This window comes from Saccharopolyspora sp. NPDC050642, from assembly GCF_040654735.1.
Taxonomy (GTDB): domain Bacteria; phylum Actinomycetota; class Actinomycetes; order Mycobacteriales; family Pseudonocardiaceae; genus Saccharopolyspora; species Saccharopolyspora elongata.
In genome coordinates this window covers 234,567-247,881 of sequence record NZ_JBFAIN010000002.1, presented here as the reverse complement: position 1 = coordinate 247,881, position 13,315 = coordinate 234,567, and the positions used below count along the sequence as shown (strand labels likewise).

Genomic DNA, 13,315 nt, shown 5'->3' with positions numbered 1-13,315 from the left:
AGAACTCCCGGTGGCTGTGGACAACTTCCGCAATTTCAATGGAAATCGGACCTCTGATTTCCATTGAAATTGCGGACCTCCGAGACCCGGGGAGCAGTGGGGGTGGGATGGCCGGGGGAGGGGTCAGCCCTGGCCGACGGCGCGGCGGGCGAAGTGGATCTCCGCCGCCACCTGGCGCAGCGTCTCCGACACCACCAGGGAACCGTGCCCGGCGTCGTAGCGGTAGAACTCGAACGGGATCTCCCGCCGACCCAGCCGGTCCAGGTAGTTCAGGATCTGCTGGATCGGGCAGCGCGGATCGTTGTCCCCGGCCAGCACCAGCACCGGCGCCCGCACCTCGTCCACGTAGGTGATCGGCGAAGCCTTCTCGTAGATCTCCGGGACGTCCTCCGGCGACCCGCCGAACAGCGCCCGGTCGTAGGCCCGCAGCGGCTCCATCTCGTCGGCGTACGCCGACACGTAGTCGGCCACCGGCACCCCGGCGACGCCGCCCGCCCACCGCTCCGGCTGCGTGCCCAGCGCCAGCAGCGTCAGGTAGCCGCCCCACGACGCGCCCGCGACGACGCTCAGCGCTGGCGTGGTCAGGCCCGCGTCGATCGCCCAGTCGTGCACCCGCGCGACGTCGGCCAGCTCGGTCAGGCCCGGGCGGCCCTCGATGGCGTCCCGCCACGCCGAGCCGTACCCGGTCGAGCCCCGGTAGTTGATCTCCACGACCGCGAACCCGGCGTCCAGCCAGGCCGCCCGGTAGGCGGAGAACCGGTCCTCGTCGGCCGCGTGCGGGCCGCCGTGCAGGTTGAACACCGTCGGCAGCGGCCCGTCGCCGGCGTCGGCCGGGCGCGCCACCAGCGCGTGCACCGTCTCGTTCGGCCCGTACGGGACCTCCACGAAGACGTCGGTGACGGCCTCCGAACCCGGCGGGCGCTCACCGGGCGGCGTCAGCAGCACCCGGTCGTCGCCGTCCCGCGAGACCGTGCGCACCAGCGACGGCGTCGCCGCCGACGACCACACGTACTCCACCGAGTGGTCCGGGCGCACCGACGCGCCGGCCACCGTGCCCGGCTGGGTCGGCAGCTCGGTGAGGGTGTCCGCGGCCAGGTCGTAGCGGTGCATCGTGGTCCGCGCGTGGTGGGTGTGCGCGATCAGCAGCGCCTTGCCGTCCGGGTACCAGTCGGCGGAGACCTCGCCGGGCAGGTCGAGCTTGATCTCGCTCTCGGTGTCCTCGGCGACGTCCCAGACCAGCAGCTCCTCCTTGCCGCGCCGCTCGTGCAGCACCAGCAGCCGCGGGTCGCCGGTGACCGGCGCGAACGCCAGCGCGTCCAGGCCCTTGCCCGGGCCGTCCCACTTCTCGGCGACCTCGGAACCGTCGACGCGCAGCACCCGCAGCGCGGGGTGGCGGCTGTCGCCGTGCTCGGAGTGCGAGATCACCACCATCGACTCGTCCCAGGACATCGCGGACAGCCCGCCGTCCTGCTCGTGCTCGTAGAGCACCTCCGGCCGCCCGCCGTCGCGCGCCACCCACACCGTCACGCCGTCGTCGGTGGACATCCCGATGCCGATCACCGACGAACCGAGCTCCAGCCCTGCCGGGTAGCCGGGGTGCGTGCCCGGCAGGGCGGGCCGGGACTCGCCGGCGGCGAAGGGCTCGACCACCCAGCTGCCGAACTCGTCGCCGTCGGTGTCGTCGAACCACCAGATCTGCTCGCCGTCGGCGGACAACGTCCCGTGGAACGTCCCCTGTGGACGGTCAGTGACCTGGCGGTGCTTGTCCGCGTCGCGGTCCCAGGTGTAGATCTCCCAGGTGCCGCTGAAGTTCGACACGTACAGGCTGCGTTGCGGGGCGTCCCGCGCCCAGTCGGGTAGCGACACGCGGGGCGCGCTGAACCGGGCCCGCCAGCGGGCCTCCCGCTCCGGGTCGTCGAACAGCTTCTCTGGGATCTTCGCCTCGGGGTAGGTGCTCACGCCCCGATACTGCCCGATGGATCGGCCGACTGCGGAGCAGGCAGGCGCTCAGCGCCGGACCTCGAAGAAGAAGCAGCCGAACTCCACCGCCCGCACGTGCACCAGCGCGATCTCCGGGTCCATCAGGAGGTCCTCGGCGGTGCGCTCGGAGAGCTGGGTGTTCCGGTCGAGCAGGCAGCCGCCGAGGATGTGACCGTCCTCGGAGTAGGCGCGCAGCACGCGTCGGCTGCCGCGCAGTTCCTCGGGCCACTCCGGCGAAGCCGGGCCGTCGCAGGACTCGGCGTGGATGAACACGGGCCCGACCTCGTCGTAAGCGCCCGGATCGGCCCCGGTCTCCTGAGCCCAGCGCCGCAGCGGGGCGTAGGAGACGAGTGCGATCCGTTCGCCGGGCTGGGCGCGCCGCAGGCAGCAGCGCAGCGGAGCGCCGTCCTTCGCGTCTTCGATGCGGACGGAAAGTTCGCGCCCGGCGTCATCGAGCTTGCGGAGTTCGTCGAGCACGTCAGGTTCGATGGGCAACACGCGGAAGGTCATACCTCGATCGTCGCCGCGGCCCGCGACGGAATCTGGCGGGAAACGGCCGCCTCATCCAGGAAGCCGCCGTCACGGCGCGGTCGGCAGCGCGGATGGGTCGGTGGCCACGCCGCGCAGGCGGTTCAGGATGGCGTTGGCCGCCTTGTCGTAGCAGGTGATCTCGTCGTGCAGGACGGACTCGGCGTTGGCCATCTCCAGGAACGCGGCGAGCTCGAAGACCAGTTGCGGGACGTCGGCGTCGGCGGCCATCCCGCCTGACTGCTGCGCGTCCCGCGCGATCTGTTCGAGGAAGGCGAACCAGCCGGTGCGGGCCTCGGCGAGGGCATCGTGGACCTTGCCCTCGCGGGCGTCGAATTCCGCCGACGCGGAGTAGAAGAAGCAGCCGCCCGGGAAGACCCGCTCCCGGGAGTAGCCGAGCCAGCCGGCGCACACCTGCCACAGGCGGCCGAGTCCGGGCGGGAGATCCCGAACCGGCTCGATCACGTGCTCGACGAAGATCTTGGTGGCCGCGCGGACCACGGCGAGCTGCAGGTCCTCCTTGGAGCCGAACAGCGCGAACACGCCGCTCTTGCTGAGTTCGAGCTCGCCCGCGAGCCGCCCCAGGGACAGTCCTTCGAGCCCGTCGACGGATGCCACGTCGACGGCACGGCGGAGGACCAGTTGGCGGGTCCGGTTCCCGCGCTCGACTCGCCGGTCGTTGTGCGGTGCTGCCACGTCGGTACCCACGTCTTCCTGATCGGTCGATGGCGCATCCGAGCTTAGTGAGAAGAGTGGACGACCGTGCGTTCGATGTTGTAGTAAATAAGCACGAACGACCGTGCTATTTGTTTGAGAAGGGCGCGACCAACGCCTTCGGAGGAGATCTTCATGGGCAGCATCTGGTTCACGTCGTGGCGACCCGGCCCCGAGCCCGGCGGTGCGGCCGTCGTGAGCATCACCGAGTTCGCGCCGCACCGGCCGTGGACCATGATCGGCGTGGGCATGGCGGGAGTCGTCCTGCGCAGGTCCTGGCCGGATCTGGACGGCGCGGTCGGGGTGTGGCTGTGGGTGGCGCCCGGCCTCCGGCGTCCGCGCTCAGGTGCGGTCTCGGTGTGGCGCGACGAGGAAGCCCTGCGGCGCTTCGTCGGACGTCCCGATCACGTGCGGATCATGCGCGCCTACGTCGACCGCGGCGCCCTGCGGTCGACGATGTGGCGGACCGAGCGCTTCGACCGGCCCGCCGTCCGCGAAGCCGCCCGCGCACTTATCACCGGACGCTCCGCCTGGCCGTCGTAGGCGAGAACGAGAGAGGGCCTTGGCCGGAAACTCCGGCCAAGGCCCTCTTCTGCGTCGGGGTGGCGGGATTTGAACCCACGACCTCTTCGACCCGAACGAAGCGCGCTCCCAAGCTGCGCCACACCCCGATCTTCCAGCGGTGAACATCTCGGGTGCTCGTTCAACCGCTGGATCATAGTCTAGCGGACGCTTTCACCCGCTCCGAACGGGGTCCTCTTAGCGGAATCATTGCTGGTAGGAGCCGGTTTTTGGGCCCTGGGCAGCAGGGTCAGCAAGGTCGCCTCCGGCGGGCATGCGAAACGCAGCGGCGCGTACGGCGAGGTGCCCAGTCCGGCCGACACGTGCAGGTGCATGTGCTCGCCCCAGGTGGACGCGCCGCGCGCCCGCGACCGGTCCAGCTCGCAGTTGGTCACCAGCGCCCCGTAGCCCGGCAGCCGCAGCTGCCCGCCGTGGGTGTGGCCGGCCATCACCAGGTCGTAGCCGTCCTCGGCGAACGAGTCCAGCACCCGCGGCTCGGGGGAGTGCGTCACGCCCAGGCGCAGGTGGGCGTCGGACGGCACCGGGCCGGCGATCAGGTCGTAGCGGTCCAGGTGCAGGTGCGGGTCGTCGAGCCCGGCCAGGTGGATCCGCATCCCGGCGACCTCGATCTCGTGCCGGCGGTGCGTCGCGTCCAGCCAGCCGCGCTCGGTCATCGCCGCCCGCAGGTCGCGCCACGGCAGCGGCTCCCCGTGGAGCCGCTTAGCCTTCCACGACGGGACCAGGTAGCGGGCCGGGTTCTTCTTGGTCGGCCCGTAGTAGTCGTTGCTGCCGAAGACGAACACGCCGGGCTTGTCCAGCAGCGGGCCCATCGCGCGCAGGGCCGCGGGCACCGCCTGCGGGTGCGCCAGGTTGTCGCCGGTGTTGACCACCAGATCCGGGTCCAGCTCGGCGAGCTCGGACACCCACCGCTGCTTCGACCGCTGGTTCGGGGTCATGTGCAGGTCGGAGATGTGCAGCACGCGAAGCGGTGCCGCGTCCTCGGCGAGCACCGGCAGCGTCGCCTGCCGGAGCGTCCAGTGGCGCCGTTCGATCGCGGCCGAGTAGGTGACCGCGGCGGCGCCGAGGGCGCCCGTGCTGAGCAGAATCCGCCCGAACTTGTTCACCCCACCAACCCTACGACGACACCGGCCCGGGTGGCGTTCGGCCTGACGCCGGGCGGCCGGGCCGTCAGCGGGATAATCACCACATGGCCGAGCTCAAGGACAAGCTGCGGGCGGACCTCTCCGCCGCGATGAAGCAACGCGACACCGTCGTCACCGGGGTCCTGCGGATGGCGCTGGCCGCCGTCGGCAAGGAGGAGGTCGCGGGCAAGCAGGCGCGCGAGCTCACCGACGAAGAGGTGCAGCGCGTGCTGAACAAGGAGGCGAAGAAGCGCGACGAGGCCGCCGAGGCGTTCCGCGGCGCCGGTCGCGCGGAGCAGGCCGACGCCGAGGTCGGCGAGGCCGAGATCCTGCGGCGCTACCTGCCGCAGCCGCTCGGCGACGACGAGCTGGCGCAGCTCGTGCGGGACGCGGTCGCGGAGGTCGAGGGCGAGCTCGGCGAGCGTCCGGGCATGAAGCAGATGGGCCAGGTCATGAAGGCGGCGAACGCCAAGGTGGCGGGCCGCGCCGAGGGCGGCAAGGTCGCGGCCCTGGTCAAGGCCCAGCTGGCCGACTGACTCCCGAGGTCATGTTTTCGCTGGTCACGGGGCCGTGAGTGTTTCGGGGTGGCATAACGCCCCGGAACACTCACGGCCCCGTGCCTGCTGAAACCGTCGTGATACCGCGGTGAAACCCGCGTCCGCATCCTCGGCGTGGTCATGGACTTCGGTCCATTCCACGCGAAGAGGAGTCACGATGCAGCACGAACCGAACGAGGGCGCCGCGCCACCGCTGGGGCGCCGGTACGAGGTCAACGGGCGGCGGCTGTTCCTGCACCGCTCGGGCACCGGCGGCCCCGCGGTGGTGTTCCTGCCCGGCGCCGGCGCCGTCGGCCTGGACTACCTGAACGTCCACCAGCGGGTCGCCGAGCTCACCACCAGCGTGATCTACGACCGCGGCGGAACCGGCTGGAGCGACCCGCTCCCGCTCCCGCGCACCGCCGCCGAAACCGCCGCCGAGCTGCGGGATCTGCTGCGCGCCGCCGAGATCCCCGGGCCTTACGTGCTCGCCGCGCATTCGCTCGGCGGGACCCACGCCCGACGCTTCTCGCAGCTGTTCCCCGACGAGGTGGCGGGCCTGCTCTGGCTGGAGGGCCTGCACGAGGACTGGGACGTCCACATGCCGGAGTCGATGCACCTGGCGAATTCGACCCAGCCGCTGCCCGACCTCGACGAGGAGCAGCTCCAGCAGTTCCGCGGCTACTTTTCGCAGATGTTCGCGACGTGGCCGGACGAGCTCCGCGAACTGCTCGTCGAACGCCACCTCTCCACCGAGTGGCTGCACTCCAACAACCACCAGCGGAGCAACGTGCCCGAGCTCGCCGCGGAAATCCGGGCCGGGGGAGGCGGGCCGGACGTGCCGCTGATCGCGCTCACCGGCGTGGGGATCGACCCCGGCCAGGCGCTGTTCATGTCCGACGAGGAGCTGCGCGAGCTGAACGAGAGCAAGCAGAAGCTCTTCCAGGCGTTCGCCGACTCGGTCACGCGCGGCGAGCACCGCGTGCTCGAAGGCGCCGCTCACAGCACGCTCCACACCGACCGCCCGGACGCCGTGGTCGAAGCGGCCCGGGATCTGCTCAGCCGGTTGCGCTGAGCCGATCGCGTGCCCGCAGCGCAGCCAGCGCTGCGGCGCGCAGGTCGTCGCGGCTCAGGCCGGCATACGCGGACACCGCCTCGGCGTATGCCGGCTCGCCGGCGAGCTCGACCGCCCGGCGGACTCCGGCGGTCGACATGGTGGGCTGGTAGCCCCGCAGGAAGCGGAACCGCTCCGCCAGGGCGATCAGCCGAGCCCCGGACTCGGCCGACCGCGCATCGCCGGTGACGTCCACCCAGGCCAAGGCCAGCAGGAGCGTGCCGCAGATCGGGAAGTCCTCCAGGTGCGGCGACGTCCTCGCGAGGGGCTCGGCGAGCATCGCGGTCAGGGTGCGCGGCAGTTCCCCGGCGATGTCCGCGACGAGGTCGAGCCGCCCGTGCTGGGCGTGGGCGATCACCGCGACGGCCCGGGTCTCCACGGTCCACGGCCGCAGGCCACGCGGGTCGTCGCGGAAGACCTGGCTCTCCGCCGTCCGGAGCCGGTCGGCGGCCCGCCGCCACAGGCGCAGGCCCGCGTCGACGTCGCCGCGGGCCAGCGAGATCTCCGCCCGTCCGGCCAGGTCCGGCACCAGCTCGGCGACGGTGTCGTCCGCCCGGTTCTGCTCGGTCAGCGCCAGCCACTGCTCGGCCTCGTCGACGTCACCGAGCTGCAGGTTGGCCAGCACCATCGCCCAGCGCAGCTGGGTCACGTCGGACCACGCCCCGAGCTCCTCCAGCGCACCCAGCGCGGCCCGCAGGTGGTGCCGCGCCTGCTCGCCCCGTTCGACCTGCATGGCAAGCGATCCGACCCGGCCGTGGGCGAGCGCCCGCAGCCACGGGTGGCTGCCGCCGTCGAGCGCGGTGATCATCCGGTTGGCCGCGGCCAGCGCGCCGTGCGGATCGTTCTCGTTCTCGTAGCGGAAGGTGGCGATGCCGTTGGCCATTCCCGCCAGCAGCGGCTCGTCGCTGTCGCACAACCCGCGCAGCGCCGGGCCATCCGAGGTCAACACCGCCGCGAGGGCCCGGATCGGGGTGTCCGGCGGCGCCGCCGGCAGTCGGCGCAGCGCCACCAGCGAGCGGGTCGCGCGAGGCCCATCGATGGCGAATGTGCTTGCGGTGCAAAGAGCTGTCGCGGTCCGGGTGGCCTCGACGAGCTCGGATTCCGGTTCGAAGCGCGACAGCACCCGGGCCGTTTCCGCAGCCAGCGCGGCGAGCCGCGGGTAGTTGGATTCGACGGTCCACAGCCCCGCGAGCACGGCGGCGGTCGCCGAGACCGTGCGCCCGTCCACCCGATCGACGGCGTGGTGCAAGGCGTGCAGCAGGTTGTCCCGTTCCGCCCGGATCCGCTCGGCAACCGGCACCGGATCTGGACCGAACAGAGAATCATGTTGTGTTGCACCGAAATCGCGTGCCCATGCGAGGAAATCGACTATCACGCGGTCGGTTTCGCCGGCCGCATCGCACCGGGCCGCGCTGAACTCGCGCACCGTCTCCAACATCCGGAATCGCGTGCCCGAAGCGGTGTCGGTGACCTTGAGCAGCGACTGGTCGACCAGTTCCGCCAGGACGTCGGGCTCGCCGAGCAGCGCCCGCGCGGCGTCGGCGGTGAATCCGCCGGGGAACACCGACAACGCGCGCATGGCGGCCTGCCCAGCAGGTTCGAGGAGGCTCCAGCTCCAGTCGACCACGGCTTGCAGCGTTCGGTGCCGGCGCGGAGCGTCCCGCGCCCCGCCGCGCAGCAGGCCGAAGCGGTCGTCGAGGCGGCGGGCAATCTCGGCGACCGACATGGCCCGGACCCGCGCCGCGGCCAGCTCCACAGCGAGCGGAAGCCCGTCGAGACGGCGGCACAAGGCGGCCACGACATCCCGCGGCAGCTCGACGCCGGGGCGAGCCGCCCGCGCGCGCTGCTCGAACAGCTCGACGGTCGTCGGGAGGTCCAACTCCGGCAGCAGGTGCACGGACTCCGACGACAGGCCGAGCGGGGCGCGGCTGGTGACGAGCACCCGCACGTCCCCGGCCATCGCCACCAGCGCCCCCACCAGCTCCGCGACGCCGTCGATCACGTGCTCGCAGTTGTCCAGCACCAGCAGCGCCGAACCGCGGTCCAAGGTGTCGGCGATCCCGAGGATCCCATCCCGTGCCCCGACACCGAGCGCCGCCGCGACCTCACCGACGACGTCGTCATCGGCGGTGATGCCGGTGAGCGCGACGAAGTGCACGACGCGCTGCTGCGCCTGGCGGCTCACCGCGTGCGCCAAGCGCGTCTTGCCGAGACCGCCGGTGCCCACGATCGAGGCGACCCGGGACGAGCGCAGCAGGCTCTCCACCGCGGCGATGTCATCGGCGCGACCCAGCAGCAGATTGGGCTCGTGCCGCACGCCGCGCCGGACGACGGGAGCCTGCCCGCGCAGCAGCTGCCGGTGCAGTTCCTGGAGCGCGGGGCCGGGATCGGAACCGAGCTCGTCGCGCAGCGACCGGCGGTACGACTCGTACCTGGACAGCGCTGCGGGCGGCCCGGCCGTCGCCGCCTCGCAGCGCAGCAGCTCCAGCAAGATCTCTTCGTCCCTCGGCCTCGCGCGGAACAGCTCGGCCAGCGGCTCGACCGACTCGGCGTGGCGGCCCAGCCTCGACAAGGCAAGAGCGCGGGTGCGCGCCAGCGACCGGTGCACCGACGCCCGCTCGGCCCGAAGCGCCGAAACAGGGTCGTCTTGCACGTCGTCGCTCGGAGATTCGTCCCAGAACGCGAGTCCGGCCTCGGCGTGCGCGAGGGCCGCGGCGTGATCGCCGGATCGGGAGTGCCTGGCGCTGGCGGCGGCGCAGAGCCGGACGGCTGAGGCGTCGACCTGGTCCTCGTCGATCGCCAGGCGGTACCCGGTCGGAGTCCGCGCGATCACCTCGGAGCCCAGCTGCGTGCGGGCACGGGACACCAGGACCTGCAGCGCCTTGGCCGGATTCTCCGGCTGTTCCTCGGGCCAGAGCCCGTCGAGCAGGCGAGCGGTGCTGCAGCCGGTGCGGAGATCACTCGCCAGCAGAGCGAGCAGGCCGCGCAGCCGAGGACCGGTGATCTCCCGGCCCCGGAAGGAAACCCGGGACAACAGGGTCAACTCCACGATCACCGAACCAGGCTAGCCAGCCACCCGCCGCACCGGGGACCGCAGTTTCAATTGAAACTGCGGACCCCAGAAGCACGGACGAGCGTCAGTCGCCTGCGGCGTTGTGGCGCCAGTAGGCGAGGGCGTAGAGGCGGCGCCGGTCCAGGCCGAGTTCCCGTTGGCAGTGCTCGCGGAGCTGCTGCACCACGTCCGCCTCCGCGCCGATCCACACGTGCGGGTCCGGGCCCAGCTCGGCGGACCGCAGCACATCCACGAGCAGCGTGCTCTCCGCCGCCGGAACGCCGTCGCGGTGCAGCCAGTGCCAGGTGACGTCGGCGGCGGAACCGAGCGACTGCTCCTCCGCCGCATCGGCGACCTCGGTGAACACCTGCACGCGGGCCTCGGCGGGCAGCTCCTCCAGGATCGCCGCGATCGCCGGCAGCGCCGTCTCGTCGCCGACCAGCACCAACGGATCGGCGTCCGGCTGCGGCCGGTACGCGGGGCTGGGGCCGACGGTGACGATCTGCTCGCCCGGCGCGGCCTGCGTCGCCCACGCGCTGCCCGGCCCGTCGTGGTCGTGCACGACGAAGTCGATCGCCAGCTCCTGCCGCTGCGGGTCGAACCAGCGGACGGTGTAGGTGCGCTGCCGGGGCTGCTGCTCGCGGGGCAGCGCGAACACCTCGGCGCGGGTCCGGCCCAGCGGCATCGGCTGGCCGGGCTGCGGCAGGCACAGCTTGATGCGCTGGTCGCTGCCGTTGCTGACGAAGTCCGAGAGCTCCGAGCCGCCGAGCGTGACGCGCACCATCCGAGGCGTGATGCGCTCGGTCGACCGCACGTCCAGCAACCGGTATCGGGATCGCGCGCGCCTGGTGCTCGCCTGCGTGTTCGTCACGCCTCCGAGTCTAAGAACCGCCGGTCCGGCCGATCGCGCGACCGCAGTTTCAATTGAAACTGGGAACCTCCGGTGCGTCGGACCCCGGTGCGTCGGGACCCCAGCGCACCGTGATCCGGGAGTGTCCATTGAAACCCCGGCCGAGGTTTCAATGGAAACTGCGGGAGTTGTCCACAGCCTCCGGCGTGTCGGGGCCCGACACGCCGGAGATCCGCAAGTTCCATTGAAATCGAAGGTCCAATTTCAATGGAAATTGCGGCCGGTCACGGCGGAAGCAGCCGGTCACGAGCAGCTGGTCACGGCGGGAAGATGCCCGGCGGCAGCACGGGGTGTTCCGGCTGCTGCGGCGGCCGGTCGCCCGGCGGCTGCGGCGGTGGTTGCTGCGGCTGGCCGGGCGGCGGCCTCTCCGGCGACGGCGGCGGCACGTACCCGGTGCTCACCGAGATCGTCACGATCTCGCCCGGCAGCGCGAACCCGCGGGGCGTCTGGCTGGTCACCGTGCCCTGCTTGCGCGTGCTGCTCACCGAGCGCTCCTGGACCTGGTAGCCCGCCTTCTGCAGCGTTTCCGAAGCCCGCTTGCGGTCCATGCCGACGACGTTGGGCACCTGGAACTCGTCGCCGCCGTTCTCGTACCGGCCGGTCGTCGGCGGCAGCGGCAGCACGGGCAGGCCCTCGTGGATGACCTTCATCGCGTCGAAGAACGTCCGCGCCGGCACCTTGCCACCGTAGATGTTCCCGCCGTTGACCCCGCACAACCGCGGCGGATCGGAGTCGCAGATGCCCTGCGGCGAGGTTCCGTCGCTGAAGGTCAGCACCGCGCCCGCGAACTGCGGGGTGGCTCCCAGGAATCCGGCCGACTGGTGGGCCTCGGTGGTGCCGGTCTTGGCGGCCAGCGGGCGGGTCCACCCGGCCCCGTTGGCCGCTGCGTAGGCGGTGCCGCCCGGCTGGTCGTCGCGGCTCATCCCGACGGCCATCGCGTTCGCCAGGCCCTCGTCCACCGCCTGCTCGCACGGGTCTTCGGTGATCGACACCGGGTTGCCGTTGCGGTCCAGGATCTGCTCGATCGGGGTCGGCGGGCACCACACGCCGCCGCTCATGATCGTGGCGGCGACGTTGCTGAGCTCCAGCGGACTGGTCGGCGCGTAGCCGAGCGTGAAGGCGCCGATGTTGCGCTGCTTGACCTGGTCGGCCTGGGACAGCCCGTTGGCACCGCCGGGCGCCAGCGGATCGCCGCCCGCGGTGTGGCTGAGCAGCGTCTCGCGCATCCCGAGCCGCGCCGCCATGTCCACCGTCTGCGCGAGCCCGACGCGTTCCTGCAAAGCCACGAAACCGGTGTTCGGCGAGGTCGCCAGCGCCATCTGCAGGGTGCGCGGGCCGGGCCGCACGCCTTCGGCGTTGCCGACGGTGTAAGGCGCGGTGCCGTTCTTGTACACCGACGACGTGTAGGAACCCGGAGCCTGGATGGTGTTGTAGATGCCCATCCCCTTCTCCAGCGCCGCCGCCGAGGTGAACACCTTGTAGATCGAGCCCGCGCCGAACTTGACCACGCCGCTGGGCAGCGCGTACGCGGTCTGGCCCTTGGATGCGTCGAGCCCGAAGTCGCGGTTGGCGACCAGCGCGCGGACCCGGTGCTTGTCCTTGCCGGGCTCCACCACGCTCATCACGTTGGCGACGCCCTTGGTCGTCTTCGGCACGCCGCGCTCGGCCGCGGCCTTCGCCGCGTCGGTGGCGCGCGAGTCGAGGGTGGTGCGAATGGTGTAGCCGCCGCGCTTGAGCTGCTCCTCGGTGAACCCGGCGCGCTCCAGGTAGTCGATCACGTACTTGCAGAAGAAGCCGTCCGACGGCCCGGCGCCGACGCACCCGTTGGGCGGGCTGCGCAGCGGTTGCACGAGGCCGAGCGGCGAGTTGCGGGCCTCCTCCGCGGCCTGCGGCGTGATCCGGCGCTGGTCCTCCATCGCCTTGATCACCAGGTTGCGGCGGTTGAGCGCTTCGCCGGGGTTGTTCTGCGGGTTCAGCGCGCTCGGGCTGTTGACCATGCCGGCCAGCAGCGCGGCCTGCGCGATGGTCAGCTTGTCGGGCGTGGTGTCGAAGTAGGTGCGCGAGGCGGAGGCGATCCCGTACGCCTGGTTCCCGTAGGGCACCACGTTGAGGTACCGGGTGAGCACGTCCTCCTTGCTGAGCTGCTTCTCCAGCTGCAGCGCGATCCGGATCTCGCGGAGCTTCCGCGCCGGGGTCTGCTCGATGGCCTTGGCCTGCTTGACCGGGTCGCCGCCGGCGACCACGTGGACCATGTAGTTCTTCACGTACTGCTGGGTCAGCGTCGAGCCGCCCTGAGCGATCGCGCCGGACATCTGGTTGGTCACCGCGGCGCGGAGGGTGCCCGCCCAGTCGACGCCGTGGTGGTCGAAGAACCGCCGGTCCTCGATCGCCACGATCGCCGCCTTCATGGTGTCGGCGATCTGGTCCGGCTGGGCCGGGGACCGGTTCTGGTCGAAGAGGTATGCGATGGGCAACCCATCCCGGTCTGTGACGGTCGTCACAAGGGGTGGTTCCTTGGTCATCAGGTCGGTGGAGATGCTGTTGACCGCGTCGCTGGCGCGGTTGGAGACCACTCCGAGTGACCCCGCCGCCGGGAACAGCAGGCCGGCCACCAGGACCCCGGCCAGCACACACAGGCCGAACAACTTCAACAAGCCGTCTCGGACACGCACTTCGCCAGAGTAAGTCGGGGTTGCTTCGTGACGGAGTGTCACGGCGTAGATCCGCCCGATGTGATGAGTAAGAAAGATAACGGAGCGACAACCGTTGGTTGGTTGT

10 protein-coding genes and 1 tRNA gene are annotated in these 13,315 nt (G+C 71.4%); 3 read left to right on the top strand and 8 right to left on the bottom strand.

The window, feature by feature from the left end; genetic code table 11:
* Nucleotides 1-123: 123 nt before the first annotated feature.
* From AB0H93_RS04870 to AB0H93_RS04860, 3 genes are all read right to left on the bottom strand, one after another.
* Nucleotides 124-1,959 (bottom strand): prolyl oligopeptidase family serine peptidase, encoded by a 1,836-nt coding sequence (locus AB0H93_RS04870; protein ID WP_358567502.1) that lies wholly within the window; start codon nt 1,957-1,959, stop codon nt 124-126.
* Between the two features lie 48 nt (nt 1,960-2,007).
* A complete protein-coding gene (locus AB0H93_RS04865) occupies nt 2,008-2,490 on the bottom strand; it encodes a DUF1203 domain-containing protein (protein ID WP_358567499.1) in 483 nt (160 codons plus the stop codon).
* A 69-nt stretch (nt 2,491-2,559) separates the two neighbouring features.
* The gene (locus AB0H93_RS04860) at nt 2,560-3,216 is read right to left on the bottom strand and encodes a TetR/AcrR family transcriptional regulator (RefSeq protein ID WP_358567496.1); all 657 of its coding nucleotides are present in this window, start codon (nt 3,214-3,216) and stop codon (nt 2,560-2,562) included.
* 141 nt (nt 3,217-3,357) lie between these two features.
* Here AB0H93_RS04860 and AB0H93_RS04855 point away from each other — a divergent pair, with 141 nt between their 5' ends.
* A complete protein-coding gene (locus AB0H93_RS04855) occupies nt 3,358-3,765 on the top strand; it encodes a hypothetical protein (protein WP_358567492.1) in 408 nt (135 codons plus the stop codon).
* Nucleotides 3,766-3,819: 54 nt separating this feature from the next.
* Here AB0H93_RS04855 and AB0H93_RS04850 read toward each other — a convergent pair.
* Both AB0H93_RS04850 and AB0H93_RS04845 read right to left on the bottom strand, forming a co-directional pair.
* A tRNA-Pro gene (locus AB0H93_RS04850) sits at nt 3,820-3,893 on the bottom strand.
* 51 nt (nt 3,894-3,944) lie between these two features.
* Nucleotides 3,945-4,907 (bottom strand): metallophosphoesterase, encoded by a 963-nt coding sequence (locus tag AB0H93_RS04845; RefSeq protein WP_358567489.1) that lies wholly within the window; start codon nt 4,905-4,907, stop codon nt 3,945-3,947.
* An 83-nt stretch (nt 4,908-4,990) separates the two neighbouring features.
* Between AB0H93_RS04845 and AB0H93_RS04840 the strand changes: the two genes are divergently transcribed.
* Entirely contained in the window at nt 4,991-5,461 is a 471-nt protein-coding gene (locus AB0H93_RS04840) for a GatB/YqeY domain-containing protein (protein ID WP_358567486.1), read from the top strand.
* 178 nt (nt 5,462-5,639) lie between these two features.
* Nucleotides 5,640-6,536, top strand: a complete 897-nt coding sequence (locus AB0H93_RS04835) for an alpha/beta hydrolase (RefSeq protein WP_358567483.1) — start codon at nt 5,640-5,642, stop codon at nt 6,534-6,536.
* Here AB0H93_RS04835 and AB0H93_RS04830 read toward each other — a convergent pair.
* The 3 genes from AB0H93_RS04830 to AB0H93_RS04820 form a co-directional block, all read right to left on the bottom strand.
* Nucleotides 6,520-9,630: a BTAD domain-containing putative transcriptional regulator gene (locus AB0H93_RS04830; protein ID WP_358567480.1), complete on the bottom strand. Its 3,111-nt coding sequence runs from the start codon at nt 9,628-9,630 to the stop codon at nt 6,520-6,522. The genes AB0H93_RS04835 and AB0H93_RS04830 overlap by 17 nt on opposite strands.
* Nucleotides 9,631-9,712: 82 nt before the next feature.
* Nucleotides 9,713-10,498, bottom strand: a complete 786-nt coding sequence (locus AB0H93_RS04825; RefSeq protein WP_358567477.1) for a siderophore-interacting protein — start codon at nt 10,496-10,498, stop codon at nt 9,713-9,715.
* A 296-nt stretch (nt 10,499-10,794) separates the two neighbouring features.
* Nucleotides 10,795-13,209 carry a transglycosylase domain-containing protein gene (locus tag AB0H93_RS04820; protein WP_358567474.1) on the bottom strand — a complete coding sequence of 805 codons (2,415 nt, stop codon included), beginning with the start codon at nt 13,207-13,209 and terminating at the stop codon, nt 10,795-10,797.
* Between the last annotated feature and the right edge of the window lie 106 nt (nt 13,210-13,315).